We start from the raw sequence: 20,849 nt of genomic DNA on the forward strand, positions 1-20,849 counted from the left end.
GCCAGGGCTATGACGGCGACTCGTTACTCGCAGCGATGTGATGCTGAATGAGGTCAATCAACAGAGACAGGTCGTAGGGCTTCTGCAGAACGGCGGTGGGGCGCAGCGCGGGGTCTTTGGCAAAGCGGCGCAGCACTTCTGTTTCATCATAGGCAGAGACCACAAGGATGCGCAGGGCCGGATCGAGCTGGCGCAGGGCCGTCAGCGTTTCCTCGCCGCCCATCACCGGCATCAGCAGGTCGAGCAGCACGACGCCAATGTGGGCGCGGTGGTCATGGAAGACCTCCAGACCTTCGCTCCCGTTGGCGGCCGTCAACACCGGCCAGCCCATGTCCTCGAAAATGTCGGTCAGGGCTTCGCGCACCGGCATTTCGTCATCAATGACCAGGATGGTCGAGCGCGGCTGCGTTTGCACCGACGCGGCGGGCAGCACAGGCGCAGGCGCAGGCAGGTCCTCGGCGGAGGCCGGTGTGGGGACCGCGGGAAAGACCGCGGGAAAGAAGACCCGGAAAGTCGTGCCCACGCCCGGCGTGCTCTGCACCTGCAATCCGCCATGCATCGCGCGCGTGATGCCCAGGGTGGCCGAAAGCCCCAGTCCGCGGCCGGTGAACTTGGTGGTGAAGAAGGGGTCGAAGATGCGCGAGAGAGTCTCCGCGTCCATCCCAACGCCGTTATCGGTCACCGCGACGGTGACGTAATGACCCGGCAACGGGCGTGCGGTGGGCAGGAAGTCGGGCAGATGTTCCTCGGTCACGGTCTGCACGCCGGTCGTCAGCGTCACCTGCCCCTCGCCGTTCTCGGTGGCTTCCGCGGCATTCATGACCAGGTTCATCACAATCTGCTGCACCTGTCCCTGGTCACCCACGATGGACGGCAGATCAGGCGCCAGGTGCTGGGTCATCGTGACATGGTGCGGCGTGGTGGCCTGCAGCAGGTCAATGTTGTCGCTGATCAACCGGTTGAGATCAACGTCCTGCACCTGGAACTGGCCCTTGCCGGCATAGGCCAGCAGTTGGCGCGTCAGGTCGGCGGCGCGCTGCGCGGACGTCAGCACTTTTTGCAGGTGGGTAAGCGCCGGGCTGTCGGGCTGCAGCTTGGCCTGCGCCACCGTGATCTGCATCATCATGCCGGCGAGCAGGTTGTTGAAGTCATGGGCGACGCCGCCGGCAACTACGCCCAGGCTCTCCAGCTTTTGCGCCTGGCGCATGGCCTCTTCACTGCGCCGCCGCTCCGTCACATCGTGCGAGGCCAGGACCGCGCCGATCGGCTCTCCGTTTTCGCCGTAGAGGAGATTCCCCACCGATTCCAGCCAGACATAGTGACCCTCGGCGTGCCGATAGCGGTACTCGATGTGGCTGGGAATGCCGGTCTGCAGCCCTGTCTGCGACGCGGACAGGGCCAACTTCACGTCGTCTGGATGGATCAACTCATAGGCTGAGCGCCCTAGCAGCGCTTCAGGCCGGTAGCCCAACACCGGGTAGTGCGACGGGCTGACATATTCAAGGACGCCGTCCAGGTTGATCTGGCTGACCATGTCGAGCATGTTGTCGGTGATCTGCCGCAGACGAGCCTCACGCTGGCGCAGCAGGTCCTCGACCCGCTGACGGGCAATGGCCGCACCGAGCGCGTCGGTGGCGGCGCGCAGCGCGCCAATTTCAACCTCGGTCCAGGTGCGCGGTTGCCCAACCTCCTCGAACTGAATGAAACCCCACCACTGCTGACCGGCGAAGATCGGGGCCGCCAGCAGCGAACGGACCCCGCAGCAGGCAAAGGCGCCCCGTTCGGGGGCGGGCAACTGGTGTACGTGGGTGTGAATGACCTGGCCCTGACCCAGGATCGCGGGCCAGCGCGCCAGGCCACGCGCGGCATAGGACTCTGGCACGGCCAACGCGCCCGTCTCAAGAGTCGGTGCTGTCCAGGACATCTCCCGGCTGAGCAGCAGGTCGCCGCGGTCCGTCGTGCGATTGGCGAACAGGCTGACACGACTGACCTGCATGGCCTGACCCAGCCGCGCCACCACCGCTTCGATGCTGTCACGCCAATCCGGCGCCTGCAAGAACTGCGCGGCGGCAAATCGCACCGCTTCCAGGATGGCATCGCGGCGGCGCAGCGCCTCTTCGGCCCGCTGCCGCGCCACGAACTGGCCGATCTGGCCGCCGATGTCGCTCAGCAGCGCGATCAGATCGGGCTGCGCCGGGCGCGTCTCGCGCGTCAAAAAGATCAGCACGCCGATCGTCTCGCGATCATCGGTGACGGGGACGCCCAGGCCGGCCTGCAAGCCCCATTCCTGCGCCAGTTGACCGCGCTGCAGGATGGGCGGCTGCGGCAGGGGGGACCACCAGGCGGTGTTCTCCTGCTCCCATACCGTGCCGGCCAATCCCACCCCGCGCGCCAGGGTCATGCCGCGGCTTGCTTCCACAAAAGCCTGCGGCAGCGGCTCGGCCACATGCCAGACCGCGCCCCAGCGCAGGTGCTGGCTGGCCTCGTCAACCCACCAAACCTCGCCCAGGTCCCAGGCCAGGTCGCGACAAACCCTGCGCAGCAGGCGCAGAACGGCCGCCTCGCTCGACTCGGCTTCGGCCAGCACGCGCGTCACCGCAAATTGGAGAGCCTGGAAAGTCTCGGCGCGTTTGCGCTGCGTGATGTCCATCGCCATGCCCAGGATGACGCGCTCGCCGCCCATCAGGATGGCGTTGCCCAAAATCTCCAGGTCAATCGTATGCCCATCCTTGCGCAGCATCTGCACCTCGGTGCGGATGCTCCCCTCGGCGCCGCTGAGCAGGCGTCCCAGGGTGTCTTCGGCCTGGGCGCGGGAAGCCGGCGCCACCAGGTCCAGCGGGCCGAGGCGGGCGATGACGCTGATCGGCTGATAGCCAAGCATTTGGGCCAGGGCTGGGTTGATGTAGCGGAAAAGGCCGTCCTGCACCAGGAAAACCCCGGCCAGCGATTGCTCGCTGAGGGTGCGGTAACGCGCCTCGGATTCGAGCAAAATCTGGTCGTTAGCCACGCGCTCGGTCACATCTTCGATCACGGTGATGGCGCCGACGCTGTGGCCCCCGTGATACAACGGTGCGATGCGTGCGCTCTGCTGCATCATGGCGAAGTGGTCCTCGTGCGGACCGGCGGTCATGGGCAGCAGATAGTGGTGAAAGCGCTGGGAGAGGACGACAACCTCGCCAGCCAGCGCTCGCGCGTAGGCCTGGTCGAGACGGCGGCTGAGCAAGTCCGGGAAGACATCGAAAAGGTGCCGTCCCACCACCGACGCGACCGAGCGGCCGCTGTGGGTCTGCAGCCAGGGGTTCCAACTGCGAATGATCAACGCTTCATCGGTGATCATCACGCCCAGCTCGCCGACGTTGTTCAGCCAGTTCAAGCCTAATGTTTGATAATCAATGGTCATGTTTGCTTCATGCCCCCATTCTTCCACACTCAACCCAGCCCCTCCACTGCTTCGATCAGACGATCGAGCGAAGCCACCCCCAGAATGATGACCAGGTAACCGCTGACCGCGCTGTCGCGCAGGCGGAAATTGGTGAAGACGATGAGGGTGTAGCGCAGCTCATCCGCGCCGATCAACAAGGAGTTGAGCAGCGTGTTGAGCGAATCGAGATGCAGCCGCGGCACAGCAAACGAGATGTGCGACTGCAGCATGTTGCCGAAGGTGCTCAAACAGGTGTTGAGAATGATGTTGCCCACCTCGGTGAGCGCCTCCCGGTCCGAGGCGTCGAGCCGGTGCGTCTGCGGCCGATCGTCCATCAGCAGGCTGACCAATGTCACCGCGCCTTCGTAGCTGAGCACCAGCATGGCGTCTCCGGCCACCTGACCGCCGAAGATCTGATGAACCGTGGCAATGTCGCCGCTGACAAAGCCATCGAGGGCCTGACGCAGTTGATCGAGCGGGGTGATTGTCACGCGGGGCACGTCGAGCAGAACGCGCTGTCCGGTTAGTTCAGACAGAGCAGCCGCGGCTCGACCAAAGCCAATGTTGATCAGTTCAACCAGGGCATCCTCTTGTTGCGCCGTGAGATTCACACATCACCTCCAGAAAGTGCAGCATCCACTGCGTTCAGCACGGCAGCCTGGGTAAAGGGCTTGCCCACGAAACCGACGGCGCCCGCAGCCAACGCCATGCCTTGCGTGGAGTCCTGGATGTCGGCCGAGCCGATCAGGACGCGCGCGCGGGGGTCGAGCCGGCGCAATTGCGTCAGCACTTCCATGCCAGCCATCTCTCGCATATTGAGATCGAGAATCGTCAGGTCCGGTTTTTGCAGGAAGTGGCATTCGAGCGCAGTCATGCCATCGCCGGCTTCGATGATCTCGTAACCGGCCGGCTCGAGGATCGAACGCAGAATGCGTCGTGAAAGATTCGAATCGTCAACAATCAAGATACGCGCCATTGTGATTTGCCTCATTGCCTCATTGGCTCAGATCATGTCCAGGATGGTTTGAGCCATCATTTCCAGGGGAACGCTGCGATCGCTGAGGCCGGCTTCGACCACCGAGCGCGGCATCCCATAAACTACACAGCTCTCTTCGGCTTCGGTCAGTATTATACCACCCTGGGCCTTGATCCAGGCCGCGCCCTGACGGCCATCGGCGCCCATGCCGGTCATCACCACGCCCAGGGTGCGGCTGCCGAAGACCGCGGCCGCAGACTGAAAGAGCACATCAACGGCCGGCCGGTGCGGGGTGTCGAAGGGGCGCGCATCGAGGTGTGCGAAAACCTGCCCGTCCTGGCCGCGCTGCAGGTGGAGATGGCGGCCGGCCGGCGCCAACAGGGCCGTGCCAGGCACGAGCAAATCGCCCTCCTGGGCTTCGCGCACATGCAGCGCGGTCGTTTCATCCAATTTGCGTGCGTACATCTCGGTGTAGCCGACCGGCATGTGCATGACCATCGCAATGGGGACAGGGAAATCGGCCGGGAATTGCGGAATGAGCACCTTCAGCGCGTACGGCCCGCCGGTGGAGATGCCCAGGACCACCACATCGGCCTGGTTGCGGCGCGCGCGCGGCGTGGGCGACGAAATGGGCGCCGTGGCAGCAACGCTGGCGACCGGACGTTTTTGCACCAGGTTGACTGCGGCGACCGCCTTGACCTTCTCGATCAGTTCATCGGCAATCTCGTAGATGCGATCGGTGGCCAGGGCCGTTGGCTTCTGCAAGAAATCAACCGCGCCGGCATCGAGCGCGGTCAGGGCGGCTTCGCCGCTCTCGCTGGCAATGCTGACCACGAGCACCGGCACGGGCCGGCGTGCCATTTGCGTGCGCAGGTAGGTGATGCCATCCATCACCGGCATGATGAGGTCCAGCGTCACCACATCAGGCTGCAGTTGTGCCGTCAACTCCAGGGCTTCTGCGCCGTCGTGCGCCGTTCCCACCACCTCGATGAAGGGGCTGCGGGCCAGCATCTGCTTCACCACCTTGCGGACGTAGGCCGAGTCGTCTACGACCAGCACGCGTATCACTCGATCCATGTTGTCTGTTCCTCCCTGTTCTGAGCTTTCCCAGGTCATCTGCGCCTTAGCGCTTGACATAGACAAATGTGTTGCCGATGTCCTCCAATTCGAAGCGAGTGCCCAGGCGCAACAACGACTCCGAAGTGCCGACGAAGAGATAGCCCGGCGACGGCATCAGCCGATAGAACGTGTTGACCACTTTGGCGGTTGCCGCGTCCGAGAAATAGATAAAAACGTTACGACAAAAGATGATATCAGCCGTTGCCAGCGCGGCCACATCAGCTTCCACCGTCAGGTTGGCTGTTTGCCACGACACCGCACGCAGGATCTGCGGCGCCACACACCAACCGCTGCCGTTCGGTTCGAAGTATTTGGCCTGCAGCGCCGGCGGCAGCGCCCGAAATGAACGTTCGCGAAAGACCCCCGCCCGCGCCTTGTCCAGCAGCGCCTCGCTGGCGTCACTGGCGCGAATCTCGATCGGCAGACGCTCCATCCAGCCGGCTTCGGTCAGGGCCAGGGCCAGGGTCAGCGGCTCCTCGCCGCTGGCGCAGGCTGCGCTCCAAATGCGCAGCGGCCGCCCCTGCTGCGCCAGGGCGGGCACAACCACATTCACCAGGGCATTGATATGATCGGCCTCGCGCCAGAAATAGGTCTCCGGCACCGCCAATGCGTTCATGAGACGCCGCCACTCGCCCGCGCGCGCCGTATCATACTTGAGCAAATAGTAGTAATCAATGAATGATTCAAAGCCGCAATCCACCACGCGCGGCGACAGCTTGTCGGCCAATAGCTCGCGCCTGTCAGACCCGAAGAAAAGCCCCGTGCGCTCATGAATGAGGTCACGTAGTAAGATAAAGGTGTTTTCGGCCAATCCCAGGGTTTCAGCATAGAATCGCATAGGTACCCGCTAGTAGGCCAACGCGGCCAGCGCGGCCCGTCGCACGTTGATATCGGGGTCCGTGCGCGCCAGGTAGGCCACCTGACGCCCTGCCGGCAAGTTACCCAAGTGTCCCAGGGCCGTGACCGCGGCAAACCGCACGCTGGCCTCCGCATCCTCCAGCGCACGCGCCAGCGCCTCGGAGGCGCGGGGATGTTTCATGCGCGCCAGGGCGGCCACCACGGCGCTGCGCACGCCGGGATGGTGATGGCTCAGCCCACGGCCAACGACCGCGATCTGTTCAGCGCCCAACTGCGCCAGGGCGCTGATACACAGCTCACGACGGCTGACATCGGCCAGGAGTGAGATGAGCGAAGCGGTGGCTTCGGGCGTCGCCAGGCGGGCCAGGGCCTCGATGGCGCTGCGCACGACTCTGTCGTCAGTATCGGTGGCGGCCGCCCATTCCAAAACCCCGACGGCATCCAGGCCTCCACGACCGCCGATGGCCTGCACGGCCTCGACGCGGTGTTCGGGATCAGCGGCATGCAGGGCGGCCAGTAACGGTGGCATGGCATCGGGATGTCCGATGCTGCCCAGGGCCTGAATGGCCGCACGCGCCACGTCGGCATCCTCGGCCTCAGCCAGCGGCGCCAGGATCGCCACCGCTCGCACGCCGCCCACACGGCCCAGCGCTTCCAGCGCGGCCAGGCGCACCTGGGGCGCAGGATCGGCCTGCGCCAGGACTTGCAGCGCGGGCAGCGCCTCCGGATAAGCATGACGACCGAGGGAGCGCGCGCTGAAGTAGCGCACCCAGGGGTCGGCATCGGCCAGGGCGGGGACGAGATAGGTCAACGACTTGATCTCGTCGAGCTGGCCGAAGGCGCGAGCCGCGGCCGCCCGCACCCTGGGCGTCTCCTGCATCAGGGCGGCGCCCAACACGGCAACCACGCGCGTATCATCCAGGTAAGGCAGGTGTTCGATGGCGACGCGGCGCACCGATTCATCCTCATCGCGGCAGCAGGCAAAAAGCGCCTCGATGCAGTTGGCATAGCCAAAGTAGCCGGCAATGCGCACGGCTGATTCACGCAGGAGCGGGTTGGGATCGGCCAGGTAACGTTCGATGTAGGTTGGCATATCAGGATGTCCCAACGAGTTGAGGGACGAGGCAATGGCCTGGCGCACGGCCGTATCCCCGTGACCCAGCAGCGGCAAGAGCGCGTGAAACGCCCGCCGGTCGCCGATCTTGGCCAGGGCGCCGGCTGTCACCACGATCAGGTCGGGCGCGGCCGATAGTTGTTCGATCAGGACTGGCACGGCCAGGCTGTCTCCAATACGCCCCAGCGCGATGATCGTCGTTTGCCGGGTCTCCATGTCGCCCCGGGCGAGCTGCTCGATGAGGTGCAGCGTGGCAACCTTGCCGTGGCGCACGAGGGCTTCGACCACCTCGCGACGCACCGATGGCTGGGCCAGCAGGCCGGTCAAGGTGCGGTCCACTGCAGGGCCTTCCAGCCAGCCCAGGACCAGCGCCAGGCTGCGCAGATCCCCCTGGCCGGCCTGCGCAATCTCGGCCAGCAGGGCCTGTTCTCCGCCGGCGGTGACGTGCTGGCGCGCCAGGTCGGCAATGAAAGCGCCCTCCTGGTATGTTGCCTGGTAGCGGTCGTAGAGGCGGGCCAGCGCTGAGGCGACGACGCTGGCCGGCGCCTGGGCCAGGTTGAGCAGATCGCACAGTGGGGCCACGCTGGTATGATCGCCCAATTGCCCCAACGCGTCCACGACCGCTGCGCGTAAGAGGCTGTTAGTCAGGAGCGGCGCCAGGCGCGCGGCGATCTGTGGATCGGCAATCAGCGCCAGGGCGTCGAGCGCGGCAAAAGCCAGGAAGAAATCGTCCTGCTCGGCAATGGTGAGAAGCAGATCAACTGCCTCGCTCGCCTTGCATTTGCCCAGCGCTTCGATGGCATGGAAGCGCACGTTGGTGTCGGCGTCGTACTGCAGGGTATGAACCAGGGCGGGGATCGCGGCCGGCGTCCGTTGTTCGCCCAGCGCCTGCGCCGCGTAGGTGCGCAGATGGGGATCGGGGTCATCGAGGAAATCCACCAGTGGGGTAATGACGTCGAGATCGCTCATGGCCAGAACTTGCAGCGCGCTGTTCAGCAGGCTGGCGTTCTCGTGCTCGTCGTGCAGGGCGCGCAGCAGCGCGCTCACGGCGTCGGCGCTGCCGCGGCGCGCCAGGCCATCCACCGCGACCCGGCGCACGCGCCAACTCTGATCGCTCAGTGCGCCGACCAGCGGTTCTGCCGTATCCAGGTCTGTGTCCGCGGTGAGGCGCTCGGCCGCGTCCAGACGCTGATTTTCGTCCGGGCTGTGCAATTGCTCGGCCAGGTCACGCTCGCGATCCATGCGCGCCGTCACATCGCGAATCGTCACCAGTACGCCGGCCATGTCGCTGCCGTCCCGGATGGGCGCCAGGGTGACATGCTGCTGCATGGCGTCGAAATGCGCAGACGGCTCCTGGACAGGGCAGCGGATCAGGTAATGATGAAACGCCGGCGCCAAAATCTCGGCGACGCCTGCGCTGAGCACGCGTTCGAAACGGCTCACCAAGCCGCGTGTCGCAATTTCGGGGAACAGGGTCTCCAACGGCTGACCCAGGGCAGCGCGCTGACTCACGCCGGTAACGTGTGCCAGCCAGTCGTCCCACGTGCGGATGACCAAATGAGTATCAGTTGTAAGAATACCTACCCTATCATCGAATGCTGCCATGTGATGCTCTCTTCCTATCTCGAGCTCTCTAGCGGCGCTGCGTCAGGCGATTGGTGATGTCGCCCAGCGCTTTGGCACGTTCCTGCAGGCTGCCGACGCCGCGCCGGGTGTCCCTGACGCCCTGTGTGTTACGTTCCGTGATCCGGCGCACATCGGCCAGGCTGGAAAGCGTGGTGGTGGCGTTGACCGAATGTTCGCGGTTGGCCCGCGTGATCTGCGCGATTTGCTTGCTGACGTTGTGTGAGGCAATTGTCATGTCTTTGAGCGCACGGGTTTGCTCAGCCATGGCCTTGGAGACCTGTTCAGCCTGCCGGCGAAGATTATCCACCGTGGTCGAGATCTGACTGGCGGCGGTGGCCTGCTCACCCATCGCTTTGGTCACACCGGCCACCATGCGCGCCAGGCGTTCGGCCTCCTTGCTGATCTGATCACCGACCGTCACTTGTTCGGCCACGGCACGTTCGGTGCGGTTGGCGCCCTTACGCATCACCTCGACGGCCTGTGTGATGTCAGCGGCCGCACGGAGTTGCTCGGTGCTGGCCTTGCGCATCTGGTTGGCCAGGCCGGTCGTGTTTTGTGAGGCCTTGATGATGTCACGCGCGGCGCGCGCCTGTTCGTTCATGGCCTGCATCACCTGTTGTGAGATACGACGCACATGGGTTGTGGCCTGCACAATGCTTTGCGCGGACTTGGCCTGTTCGGCCGTGGCCACCGTCACCTGTTTGACCTGCGCCAGCGTCGTGCTGACGGAGGTGACCACATTCTGTCCTGCGACCAACTGCTCATCCGTGGCGCGGGCAATCTGGCTCACCACCTGCGTGGCTTCGTTGACACCCCGCAAGATCTTCTGCAGACCGGCCATCCCATCTTCGGCCTGACGGCTGCTGTCTTCGGCAATGCGCAGGCCATCGTTCGATGAAATCACAGCCTCCTGCGCCACTTCTTGCAGGGCTTTGATGATGCCGGCAATATCCGCCGTGGCCCGCGCCGAACGATCGGCCAGGTTACGAATCTCCTCCGCCACCACCGCAAAGCCGCGACCGGCTTCACCCGCGCGCGCGGCTTCGATGGAGGCGTTCAACGAAAGCAGGTTCGTGCGCTCGGCAATCAGATTGATGGTGTCCACAATGCTGCTAATCTCGTTGGCACGCTTGCCCATCTCGCGCACGACACTGGCCGACGCGGTCAGCGATTCGCGTACCCGGCCAATGCCTTGAATCGAGCGGTTGATCGTCGCGCCGCCATCCTCCGCGTCACGCGACACGCGGCGCGTAATCTCATCGGCCTGCTTGGCCAGCGCGGCCACCGAGCGGATGCTGCGATCGAGCTGGCTGGCGCCGATGTCCGAGGCGGTCGCCATCTCGTTGATCTTTTCGGCGTTCTGGGCCACGCTGGTGATGGAACGAACCATCTGTTCGATGGAGGTTCCCGTTTCTTCAACCGAGGCGACCAACGATTCGGTGGTGGCCGTCACTTCCTCGATCGAAGCGGCCATCTCGTTGATCGCGGCCGAGGTTTCTTCAGCCGCCACCGCCACATCGTTGGCATTGCCCGTGACTCCCTGCGCCGAGCGCGCCATTTCCTCGATGGACGCAGCCGTCTCATTGACCGACGACACCAGCACCTGGGTGTCACCGCTGACCGCCTTGACCGAAGCGGCCATTTGCACCATCGAGGTGGTGGTCTGCTCAGTCGAGGTCGCCATCTCCTGGGCCGTGGAGGCTACATCCTGAATCGAGGCGCTGACTTCCTTGATGGCGGTTGCGTTCTGGGCAATCGCGCTGGTCAGGCTCACCGCATTGCTCGTCACCTGCTCCACCGAAGCCGCCATTTCATTGACCGAGGAGGCCAGCTCTTCGGTTGATGTCGCCACCGATTCAGCCTGGCCGGCTGTCTCCTTGAGCGAGGCGGCCATCTCGTTGACATTGCTGGCCAGGCTGTCCAACGAGCGCATCTGCGCTTCACTCCCCTCTTGCACTTGGTCGGTGGTGCGCGTGATCTCGTCGGTTACCGTGATGATCTGTGTGACCTGATCGCGTACCCGCTCCATCTCCAGTTTTGTCTCATTGCTTGACTGACCTAGTCCGAACATAATATTACACTCCTGTCCCTTCAATGGTTTCGCCTGCGCTGGCGGCTGCATTCGCGGACGCATGCCGGTCGGCGCAGGCCGACATGGCGGCGGCACGCCCTTGCGCCCCGAATTCATTCGGCGGCTGCCGGTCGGCGCCGGATACCTGAGCAGTACCCTCAGGCGCTCATGGGCGCCGCGGCATCGGCGCCCAAGTCGGCGTCATTCAGAATCGCTTCCACGTTCAAGATGAGCACCAGGCGTTCCTCGAGGGTGGCAATGCCTTGCAGATAACGACCGCTCAGGCCGGCGATGGCGTCTGGCGGCGGCTGAATGGTCTCAGCGGCAATGCTGACGAATTCACGCGCGGTGTCCACAATCAGCCCGGCCGTGCGCCCGGCCGAGGTGACCACGATCAAGCGCGTGCGCAGGTCATACGGCGCCTTGTCGAAGCCAAAACGCCGGCGCAAATTCAGCGCCGGAATCACCTGACCGCGTGAAAAGACGACTCCATCCACGAACGGGCGCGCATTGGGCACCGGGGTGATGTGTTCAACCATCTCCATCTGTTTGACGGAGCGGCTGCGCAGGCCGTAGGTGGTGCCAAGCAGCTCGAACAGGATGTAGGGTTCTGTCTCCTGCTTCGTCTGCTGCTGTTTATCGAGATCGGCGCGTCTTTCTGACATTCATCCTCTCCTTTTTGCTCCCTCAGCGCATACGGGCGGCGCGCAGCAGCGATCCGGTGTCCAGAATGAGCACCACGCGGCCATCGCCCAATTCTGTGGCGCCGGCCACGCCCTGCACCTGCACCAACGGATCGGTGACCGCTCGCACAACGATCTCGCGCTTGCCCTGGATACGGTCCACCACCACGCCCAACAGGTTCGAATCGCTGCCGACGACAATCACCTGCTGCTCATGGCCGGCGCCGGAGGGGGCGGCCGCGGCGCCGTTCAGGTTGAAAAAGTCGGCCAATCGCAGCAGGGGCAGCACGGCGTTGCGATAGGCCATGATTTCATTGTGTTCGAAGCGGGTGATGGCAGCCGCCGTCAGTTGCAGCACTTCGCGCACCACGGGCAGGGGCACGGCAAAACGCTGTTCCCTGACACGGACGATGAGCGCATCCACAATGGCCAGGGTCAGCGGCAGCTCGATGACGAAGCGCGTGCCCTGGCCCGGCTGCGTTTCCAGGGTGAGCGAACCGCCCAGCCCTTGTACCGTGTCCCTGACGACGGACATTCCCATGCCGCGACCGCTGGCCAGATCCGCCTCATCACGCGTTGAGAAGCCGGGAGCACAGAGAACATCGAGCAGGCTGTTGGCGTCCAACTCTGCGTCGCGGCCGAGCAGGCCGTGGGCGCGGGCGCGCACCGCTACAGACTCGATGTCCACCCCACGGCCATCGTCGGCCACTTCGATGATGACCGCATCGCCGGCAGCCGCTGCGCTGAGCAGCAAATGGCCCTCGGCCGGCTTTCCCGCGGCCACGCGTTCGTCCGCCGATTCCAGGCCGTGGCTGAAGGCGTTGCGCACCAGGTGCAGCAAGGGGTCAATCAGACGTTCGACCACGTATTTGTCAATTTCGGTTTCCTGACCCTGCAAGGTCAGCCGTACTTTCTTGTCGCTGTCGCGGGCCAGGTCGTGGATGACAAACTGCATGCGGGTGAAGACTTCGCCCACCGGCACCATGCGCACGCGCATCAGGCCTTCGCGCAGGACACGCAGTTGGCGCTCCAGGGCCAGGTTGATCTCCTGCAGGTTGCGCATGCCCAGCGCAGGCGCCTGGGCCTGCAAGGAGGTCAGGCTGTCTTCCAGGCGGGCGCGGCTGATGACCAGGTCGCCCATCATGCGCATGAGGTCATCCAGGCGCCCCAGGTCCACACGCACGACATTGGTGGGCGCCAGCATGGTCGCTGCCGTATCGAACGCAGGATGGGACGCCGAGGCGGCGGGGGTGTGGTTGGTGCGCGGCGTGACCGCCGGCCCGGCAGGGCTGAGGAGCGCAGCGGCGGAAGCCGATTCGACCGGCGCCGCAGGGTCGCTTGAAGACGCAGCCGCGGCGGGCTGCTGATCGGCTGTGAAGGGGGCGGTCAGGCCCGGTGGCGGGTTGGTCCAGTCCACCGGCTCGCCGTAAAGACCATCCTCTTGCCAGGCAGCGACCAGGGCCGGGGTAGGCGAGCCGGCTACCACGAACTCGAAGGCGATGGCGCCATCCGAGCCAATCTGCGGCGCGGCGTGGATCAAGGCGCCGACCTGCTGCAGGCGGGCGCGAACCTGGTTGACGGTGATGCCTCGACCGGCCAGTTCCGGGCTGGGGACGAAGTGAAAGCGCCAGGCGGCCTGGCCGGGAAGAAGCGGAAGCGATGGGGATGGAAGCGACGGGGATGGAAGCGACGGGGATGGAAGCGACGGGGATGGAAGCGCTGGGGATGGAACGGCGGCCGAAGGCGCGTCGTACACTGGCGTCGGGGGGACGGGACGCGCCGGAGGTGTGCCATCGCTTCCGAGGCTGAACAGGCGCTGGCTGATCGGGCGAATGTCCGGCCCGCTGCGCTCGTCACGCCGCGCGGCGATGACTTGCGCCAGAACGACGGCGCCAGCATTCAAGGCAGCCAACACGGCCGCACTGAGCGCCAGTTTGTCCTGATGCACCGCGCGCAGGGTGTCTTCCATCTGGTGCGCCAACTGCTCGGCATCTTTGACGCCCACCATGGCCGACAGCCCTTTGAGCGTGTGAAAGCTGCGGAAGAGGTCATCCAGCAGGGTGTGATCCAGCGCTGGCGCGTTGACAAGTCCCTCCAGAACCAGCAGGCGCTGCCGCACGATCAACAGATGCTCGTCGCACTCCGCAAAGTAGTCGTTGAGGAATTCGGCAAAGAAGGCGCTGTCAAGAACGGTCGGTGCAGTCATGGGCGGCTCTCCTGCCCCGATAACAGTTTTTCCACGGTGGTGCGGGGGAAGGTGGGGAGGGGGGGGGGGGGGGGGGGGGGAGGGGGGGGGGGGGGGGGGGGGGGGGGGGAGGCGGGAGTAAGATACTACGCATGACACGATCCCCTCTCGCTACGCAACGCTGACCGCCATGACGCGGCTGGGAAACAGACTGTGCAGCAGCGGCAGCAGCGTCAGCGCCAAGTCAGGCTTGACCAGATAACCGCTGGCGCCCACAGCCACGGCCGCCACACGGTATTCGAGATCGTCATACGAGGTGACAATGACAACCCGCGGGGCCAACGCCCGCTGACAGAGCAGGCGGGTGGCCTCCAAACCATTCATGCCGGACATAATCAGATCAATCAGAACCAGATCGGGGTGCAGGTCGTCGTCCAGGTCGAGCGCTTCGGGTCCTGAAAGGGCCTGGCCGACCACCGTAATGTCTGAAAAAAGAGTCAGGAATTCGGTGATGGCGTTGAGAAAATCCGGACTATCGTCTACCAGTAAGACACGAATCATGATGGGTTGAGCCTCTCATGCCAGTGTCGCGTACCACGCGGGCAGAGGCCATCAGGAAAAGGCGAATTGGATTCAGGGAAAACCTGATTTGTACTCACTTCAGTCGTCGAGGCTGACCAGGCCGGTGTGAACGGCGTAGCGCACGAGGCCGGCGATGCTGTGGATGTTGAGGCGTTCCATCAGTTGGGCGCGATGGGTTTCGACGGTTTTGATGCTGATGCTGAGTTGATTGGCAATGCCCTGGGTGGTTTGACCCTGGGCAATCAGGCGCAAAATTTCGCGCTGGCGCGGGGTCAGTTGATTGGGCGTTGCGAGACCTTCTTTGAGGTGACTCGTGGCCCGGCTGCGCGCGCCGTTGGCATCCGCATCGCCGCCCTGTTGTTTGACAAAGGCCGAGACGACATGCCGGGAGACGAGAGGGCTCAGGTAGGCCTCGCCACGCATGACGGCCCGAATCGCCAGTTCAAGCTCGCCAATGCTCGAATCTTTGAGGAGGTAGCCCTTGGCGCCGACGCGCAGGGCCTGCAGCACATACTCTTCGTCGGCGTACATAGAGAGGATGATCACTTGCAACTGCGGATGGGTGCGCCGGAAATGGGCGGTTAGTTCCAGGCCATTGACGCCCGGCAGGGCAATGTCCATCAGCACCATGTCAGGGTTCTGCTGCGCCACCTGCCGGATGGCGCCCTCGGCATCGCTGGCCTCGGCCACCACGATCATGTCGTCCAGGCCGGCGAGCAAAGCCCGTATGCCGGCGCGTACCAGGGAATGATCTTCAACCAGGAGAATGCGTATCATCTACACAAGCCTCAGCCTCCGCCATCAGGGGGCGATAACACCCAGGGAAAGTCGGCCTGGATCGTGGTGCCAGCGCCAACCGCCGATTCAATGACAAGATGGCCCCCGGTGAGTAGGGCGCGCTCCTGCATACTCAGAAGGCCAATACTATTGCCAAGCACCGCGCGTTCACGCGCGGCCGCCACATCGAAGCCGCCACCGTCATCGCGCACAGTCAGCGATAGACGGTCGGCCGTGCGCTGCAGCGTCACCCAGACCGTGCTGGCGGCGGCGTGACGCGCCACGTTGGTCAGCGCTTCCTGGGCGATACGAAAACAGGCCGTTTCGAGGGCTGGCGGAGGCCGCTTCTCTTCCAGGTTGACTTCGACATGGGCGGTCAGGTCCATCACCTCGGCCTGGCGGTTGACATACCAGCGCATGGCCGCGGCCAGGCCCAGGTCATCCAACAAGGAGGGGCGTAGGGCGAGAGAGAGGTTGCGCACCTGCTGCAAGGCGCTCTCCACCATCCCGATGGACTCACGTAACGGTTTGTCGAAGACGGCGGCGCCGGGCCTACGCTGCATGGTTTGCAGGTTGATTTTGATGATGGTCAAGATCTGTCCCACTTCATCGTGCAGTTCACGCGCCAGATGACGGCGCTCAGTTTCTTGCGTGGCCAGCAGGCGCCGGGAGAGGCCCTGCAGGCGCTCGCGCTCGCGCTGTAACTCCAGGCGCAGGCGCACGTTTTGGAAGCCGACGGACAGCAAATCACAGACCTCCCGCACGATTTCGACATGCTCGATGGTGAACAGGCCACGTGTGGTGGTCGCCAGCACCAGGCCGCCCGTCGCCTGTGTGCCAATGTGGAGGGGCGCGCTGAGTACGCTGTGCAGACCGCTGTCCACGAACGCACTGAATCCGGGGTAACGCTGCAGAACCGCGCCAATATCGTCGAAGACCAGGACCGCAAACGCCTGCTGTGTACGCAAGAGACAAGGCTCTTGCAGGGGCCAGGCCTGGCGGGGAAATTGGGTCAGGGCCGGCCCGCCCTCCTGGTGCAGGACGTAAACCGTGTTGCGGACCAGGTCGAACTCAACCACAGCCGCGTAATCGTAGGGGACGAGGCGATGGATACGCGAGACGACGTTGACGGCCAGTTCCTGCAGCGTGTTGGCCGTCAGAATGGTGCGGTCCACGTCATGGACAAAGTTGAGTCGTTCAACAAAACGCGCGAGCAATGGCTCAACGCGCGTCAACTCAGCATCAGGCTGCTCGCGCGCGGCCGCCTCATGCATGAGACTGCCGTTCGACGAGCAAGGCATCCATTGCCCGTTGCATCTCGATCCACATCTGCCCAATCTTCTCCTGCGCCTCGCTGAAATGCCCGGGCACCGCGATGATTTCAAGCGTTTGGCAGAGGGCCGTCAAGCGCAGCGCGCCAAACATGGCGCTGCTCGATTTCAGCGTATGCGCGATACGCCGCAGCGCCACCCAATCCTCAACGGCCAAGGCCCGCTGCAGCGCCTGCGCCTGTTTGGGCAGGTCATTGATATAGCCTTCGATCAATTCATTGAGCACATGCGTGTCCTGGTCGCCCACCAACAGCCGCAGCTCATCCAGGGCATGGCGGCTCAGAACCACTTCCGCGGTCAGCGTTTGCGGCGCCGGCGCCACTGGCGCCGGCAACGTGCGTGCGTGGCCCAGTACAGCCGTCAGAGCTTCGATGCGGACCGGCTTGGCCACATAGTCGTCCATACCAGCCGCCAGACAGATCTCGCGGTCCTCCGACATGGCGTGGGCCGTCATGGCGATAATGTGCGGCTGCCGGCTCAGATCGAAGCGTTGGCGAATCAGCCGCGTCGCCTCCAGGCCATCCATCTCCGGCATCTGCACGTCCATCAGGACAACATCGAACGACTGGCGCTGCAAAGCCTCCAGAACCTCAAGCCCGTTGGCCGCCACCTCGGCCCGATACCCCAGGCGCTCCAGGGTGCGCAGGGCCACCTTCTGGTTGATGGCGTTGTCTTCAGCCACCAGGATGTGCAACGGATGGCGCTGGGCAAAGTTGGCATCAAAACGGGTCAATGCAGGTTGGGTGGCCGCGACCTGGGCAGCGCCCAGCGCCGTCAGGAGCACCGACTGCAATTGGCTCTCCTTGACCGGTTTGTTGAGAAACGCGGCCAGGTTGAGACCGGCGGCTTGGCGGCGCACATCTTGCGCGCCCAGGGAGGTCAATACGATCAGGGGCAGGTGCAGGCCATCGGGCAAGCGCCGAATCTCGCGCGCCAGCGTCACGCCGTCCATCTCTGGCATCTGCACATCCATGATGACCAGGTCGAACGGCGTATTTAGGCGCAGCAGAGTGAGCGCCTCCTGGGCGGAGGCCACGGTATGGCCGATCATGCCCCAGGCCTGTGTTTGCAGGAGCAGGATGCGCCGATTGGTCTCATTATCATCCACAATCAACACCCGCTTGCCGTTGAGCTGCGCCAGGTCGCCCACGGGTGACTGGCCCAACGGCGCGGCGGCGGCCGCTGCATAAATCGTAAAGTGAAAGATGGAGCCGCGATTCACTTCACTCTCGACCCACATGGCGCCGCCCATCAGTTCGGCCAGGCGTTTGCTGATAATCAGCCCCAGGCCCGTGCCGCCGTAACGGCGCGTGATCGAGGCGTCAACCTGGCTGAAAGCATGAAAAAGCCGATCCATCCGCTCCACAGGGATGCCGATGCCGGTATCGCGCACAGAAAAGTGCAGTTGATAGGCCGTAGATGCGGTGGGCAGCGCTCCTTCTTCTGTTGGCGGGCGTGCCGGCACAGGCTGCGCCGCTACCGATAGCACCACCTCGCCGTGCTGGGTGAACTTCAGGGCATTACCGATCAGGTTCACCAGGATCTGACGTAGACGCGTCATGTCACCGACGATATGACTGGGGACGTTGGCATCCACATAGGATACCAACTCCAAACTCTTTTCCGTTGCCTTGGCCGCAAAGAGATCGAGCGCCTCTTCGACGCAGACACGACTATCGAACGGCTGTTGCTCCATCTCCATGTGCCCGGACTCGATCTTGGAAAAATCGAGAATGTCGTTGATGATCGTCAGCAGGGCATCGCCGCTGGCGCGAATAGTTTGCACAAAATCGCGCTGTTCGCCGCTCAGCGTCGTATCCAGGAGCAGCCCGGTCATGCCGATGACCGCGTTCATGGGCGTGCGAATTTCGTGGCTCATGTTGGCCAGAAATTCGGACTTGGCCCGTGTCGCGGATTCCGCGGCCACCAGTGCGGCGTCGAGCGCCTGGTTCTTGCGTTCCAGTTCTTCACGCGCCTGCTTGCGCGCCATGACGCTGCCCAGGCTGCCGGCCACCGTGAACAGCACCGATTCCTCATACTCTGACCACTGACGCTCACTGTGACAGTCATCGAAACCGATGAAGCCCCAGAATTGCCCGGTCACCATGATCGGCGCCACCAGCAGGGAGCAAATGTCCTGCGGTCCGAGCAGGAGACGTTCATCGGCAGGGAAGTCGCGCACACGGCCGCAGAGCGAGGAACCGGAAGAGAGAACTTCATACCAGCGGGGCATCAACGCGTAGCTGGCGTGCTGTAAGGCCGGATTGTCAATCTGCGGCGTGGTCTGGTCACTGACCCACTCGACGCGTTGACTGACCAGGTGTTCACCGGTCAGAGAATTGTCGTGGCTCTCGAAGATGTAGGCGCGGTCCACATTGGCAGCCTCTCCCAACATGCCCAGCGCCTGTTGGATCGTCTCGTTGTCGTCGGCTCGCAGCAGGTGGTTGACCGCATCGGCCACGCCGCGCAGGAGGCGATCCTGGGTGCGCAAGGCTTCCTGGGCGCGCTTCTGCTCCGTGATATCGTGACTCAGGCCGACCAGGCCCACGATCAGGCCGCTGCTGTCGCGCAGGGGAACTTTCGTCGTCGCGCACCAGGAAAGAGCGGCGGTGACCTGGTCAATCACCGGCTCTTCATGATTGATGAGCGGTAGGCCGCTGCGCATCAGCTCCTGCTCATCGGCATAGTAGCGGCTGGCATGTTCCTGGGAAAAGAACTCGAAATCGTTCTTTCCCAGCACCGCTTCCTGGGTGGCAGCGCCTAAGAGCCTGATGTGGGAGCTGTTGTTGAGCAAAAAGCGGCTCTGAGTATCTTTGACGTACACGTAGTCGGGCAGATTGTCAATCAAGGTGCGTAGCAGGTTGCGCTCCTCGGCCAGCATCATTTCGATGCGTTGACGGTCGAGCAGGTCCCGCTGCAGGGCCACGTAGAACTGCGCGTGTTCCAGCGCCTTGCCCGCGGCCGAGGCCACGTTCAACGCCAGCGCAATCTCCTCGTCACTAAACTCCCGCCACGTAATGGCGTCAAGCCCGATCGTTCCGATCACCTGGTCGCGCACCAGAATTGGCACGATCAACAGGGAGATCGTGCCGCGGCGGCGCTGCATATCATGAATCACCGCCTGGCGTTCGTCATGCTGAGCGTCGCGCACGACCAGCGGTTTGCGCTGCGCCAGCACGTACTGCGATGCCTCATTGTTGGCAACCGGGATTACCACGCCTGCGGCCGAAGGCCGCCCGGGTGCGCAGTATTCGGCCACCACGCGCAGATCCTTGCCGTCTTCGCTCAACAGGGTGGCGGCCGCCTGTGGCACATCGAAGGCGCGCGCCAGTTCCTCGCAGAGGATGGTCAAAATGGCCGTCGGTTCCAGCGCGGAGGAGGTGGCGGCCAGCGCGCGATTGAGCAGCAGCGTCTCCCGCAGGCGTTGCTCCAACTCCGTGTCAGACGACTGACACAGGCTGTCATAGTCCAGGCTGAGCCGCGCCAGGAAGTCGAGCCAGGCTCCGTCGTTGGCCGGCAGAGCTTCTGACGTCAGGCCGGTTGCCTGCAACTGGCGCTGGAGCAAGGGATTGATCATAGCGCAAGCCCTTTCATCACGAATCAAAAGGCGCGACCGTCAAGCGTCGCTCAACTGGGCCACCGTGGCGAGCATCTCTTTTGGGCTGAACGGTTTGCCGAGGAAGCCATTGGCGCCGGCGCTGAAGGCACGGTCGAGGTCCCGCACATCGCCCAGCGCCGTCAGCATGATGATCGGTACATCGTGCCAGGCTGGATTACTGCGCACGGCCTGCACCGTCATGAATCCATCCATGACAGGCATAGCCACATCGCAGAAGATCAGGTCGGGCTTTTCGGCCGCCAACAGGAGTAGCGCCTGCTCTCCGTTGTTTGCAGTGCGCACCTTATACTTGGCGGACTCGAGTATGAAGCGCACCAGGCGACTAATCTGAAGATCGTCGTCAATCATGAGGATAGATTTAATGGCCATCGTCATCTCGCTGTTCTGAAAATAGACCGCAAATTGCATGGACGGTCTCTTCTTCATGGCTTGGCTGTGTCCCCGGCGCTGTCTTCAATCGAGCTGAGACAAGGGCGTCTGGCAAGGG

14 protein-coding genes are annotated in these 20,849 nt (G+C 63.8%); all 14 read right to left on the reverse strand.

Annotated elements, in window-relative coordinates; genetic code table 11:
• Nucleotides 1-7: 7 nt before the first annotated feature.
• The 14 genes from IPM84_24550 to IPM84_24615 all read right to left on the reverse strand — a co-directional run bounded on the left by IPM84_24550 (nt 8) and on the right by IPM84_24615 (nt 20,770).
• Entirely contained in the window at nt 8-3,400 is a 3,393-nt protein-coding gene (locus IPM84_24550; protein ID MBK9095864.1) for a PAS domain S-box protein, read from the reverse strand.
• A 29-nt stretch (nt 3,401-3,429) separates the two neighbouring features.
• Complete coding sequence (locus IPM84_24555) at nt 3,430-4,032, reverse strand: chemotaxis protein CheC (GenBank protein MBK9095865.1); 603 nt, start codon at nt 4,030-4,032, stop codon at nt 3,430-3,432.
• Nucleotides 4,029-4,397, reverse strand: a complete 369-nt coding sequence (locus IPM84_24560) for a response regulator (protein ID MBK9095866.1) — start codon at nt 4,395-4,397, stop codon at nt 4,029-4,031. Before IPM84_24560 ends, IPM84_24555 begins: the two co-directional genes overlap by 4 nt.
• Before the next feature lie 27 nt (nt 4,398-4,424).
• Nucleotides 4,425-5,474: a chemotaxis response regulator protein-glutamate methylesterase gene (locus IPM84_24565; protein ID MBK9095867.1), complete on the reverse strand. Its 1,050-nt coding sequence runs from the start codon at nt 5,472-5,474 to the stop codon at nt 4,425-4,427.
• Nucleotides 5,475-5,520: 46 nt separating this feature from the next.
• Nucleotides 5,521-6,354 (reverse strand): protein-glutamate O-methyltransferase CheR, encoded by an 834-nt coding sequence (locus IPM84_24570; protein MBK9095868.1) that lies wholly within the window; start codon nt 6,352-6,354, stop codon nt 5,521-5,523.
• Nucleotides 6,355-6,363: 9 nt separating this feature from the next.
• Nucleotides 6,364-9,093 carry a HEAT repeat domain-containing protein gene (locus IPM84_24575; GenBank protein MBK9095869.1) on the reverse strand — a complete coding sequence of 910 codons (2,730 nt, stop codon included), beginning with the start codon at nt 9,091-9,093 and terminating at the stop codon, nt 6,364-6,366.
• Nucleotides 9,094-9,121: 28 nt separating this feature from the next.
• Entirely contained in the window at nt 9,122-11,248 is a 2,127-nt protein-coding gene (locus IPM84_24580) for a methyl-accepting chemotaxis protein (GenBank protein ID MBK9095870.1), read from the reverse strand.
• Nucleotides 11,249-11,343: 95 nt separating this feature from the next.
• Nucleotides 11,344-11,850, reverse strand: coding sequence for a purine-binding chemotaxis protein CheW (locus IPM84_24585; GenBank protein ID MBK9095871.1), 507 nt, complete (start codon nt 11,848-11,850; stop codon nt 11,344-11,346).
• A gap of 22 nt (nt 11,851-11,872) precedes the next feature.
• Nucleotides 11,873-14,074: a chemotaxis protein CheA gene (locus tag IPM84_24590; protein ID MBK9095872.1), complete on the reverse strand. Its 2,202-nt coding sequence runs from the start codon at nt 14,072-14,074 to the stop codon at nt 11,873-11,875.
• A 150-nt stretch (nt 14,075-14,224) separates the two neighbouring features.
• On the reverse strand, nt 14,225-14,614 hold the full coding sequence (locus IPM84_24595) for a response regulator transcription factor (protein MBK9095873.1): 390 nt from the start codon (nt 14,612-14,614) through the stop codon (nt 14,225-14,227).
• A 99-nt stretch (nt 14,615-14,713) separates the two neighbouring features.
• Nucleotides 14,714-15,412: a response regulator transcription factor gene (locus IPM84_24600; protein MBK9095874.1), complete on the reverse strand. Its 699-nt coding sequence runs from the start codon at nt 15,410-15,412 to the stop codon at nt 14,714-14,716.
• 11 nt (nt 15,413-15,423) lie between these two features.
• Nucleotides 15,424-16,713: a hypothetical protein gene (locus IPM84_24605; protein MBK9095875.1), complete on the reverse strand. Its 1,290-nt coding sequence runs from the start codon at nt 16,711-16,713 to the stop codon at nt 15,424-15,426.
• Nucleotides 16,679-20,320 (reverse strand): response regulator, encoded by a 3,642-nt coding sequence (locus IPM84_24610; protein MBK9095876.1) that lies wholly within the window; start codon nt 20,318-20,320, stop codon nt 16,679-16,681. Before IPM84_24610 ends, IPM84_24605 begins: the two co-directional genes overlap by 35 nt.
• A 39-nt stretch (nt 20,321-20,359) precedes the next feature.
• Entirely contained in the window at nt 20,360-20,770 is a 411-nt protein-coding gene (locus IPM84_24615) for a response regulator (GenBank protein MBK9095877.1), read from the reverse strand.
• Nucleotides 20,771-20,849 lie beyond the last annotated feature (79 nt).

It is taken from the genome of Candidatus Amarolinea dominans, from assembly GCA_016719785.1.
GTDB classification, from domain to species: Bacteria; Chloroflexota; Anaerolineae; order SSC4; family Amarolineaceae; genus Amarolinea; species Amarolinea dominans.

Excerpts from the sequence above, each read along its gene's own strand:
- IPM84_24550 (MBK9095864.1), bottom strand. The coding sequence starts at position 3,400 with ATGACCATTGATTATCAAACATTAGGCTTGAACTGGCTGAACAACGTC.
- IPM84_24560 (MBK9095866.1), bottom strand. The coding sequence starts at position 4,397 with ATGGCGCGTATCTTGATTGTTGACGATTCGAATCTTTCACGACGCATT.
- IPM84_24565 (MBK9095867.1), bottom strand. The coding sequence starts at position 5,474 with ATGGATCGAGTGATACGCGTGCTGGTCGTAGACGACTCGGCCTACGTC.
- IPM84_24570 (MBK9095868.1), bottom strand. The coding sequence starts at position 6,354 with ATGCGATTCTATGCTGAAACCCTGGGATTGGCCGAAAACACCTTTATC.
- IPM84_24575 (MBK9095869.1), bottom strand. The coding sequence starts at position 9,093 with ATGGCAGCATTCGATGATAGGGTAGGTATTCTTACAACTGATACTCAT.
- IPM84_24580 (MBK9095870.1), bottom strand. The coding sequence starts at position 11,248 with ATGCGTCCGCGAATGCAGCCGCCAGCGCAGGCGAAACCATTGAAGGGA.
- IPM84_24585 (MBK9095871.1), bottom strand. The coding sequence starts at position 11,850 with ATGTCAGAAAGACGCGCCGATCTCGATAAACAGCAGCAGACGAAGCAG.
- IPM84_24590 (MBK9095872.1), bottom strand. The coding sequence starts at position 14,074 with ATGACTGCACCGACCGTTCTTGACAGCGCCTTCTTTGCCGAATTCCTC.
- IPM84_24595 (MBK9095873.1), bottom strand. The coding sequence starts at position 14,614 with ATGATTCGTGTCTTACTGGTAGACGATAGTCCGGATTTTCTCAACGCC.
- IPM84_24600 (MBK9095874.1), bottom strand. The coding sequence starts at position 15,412 with ATGATACGCATTCTCCTGGTTGAAGATCATTCCCTGGTACGCGCCGGC.
- IPM84_24605 (MBK9095875.1), bottom strand. The coding sequence starts at position 16,713 with ATGCCTTGCTCGTCGAACGGCAGTCTCATGCATGAGGCGGCCGCGCGC.
- IPM84_24610 (MBK9095876.1), bottom strand. The coding sequence starts at position 20,320 with ATGATCAATCCCTTGCTCCAGCGCCAGTTGCAGGCAACCGGCCTGACG.
- IPM84_24615 (MBK9095877.1), bottom strand. The coding sequence starts at position 20,770 with ATGCAATTTGCGGTCTATTTTCAGAACAGCGAGATGACGATGGCCATT.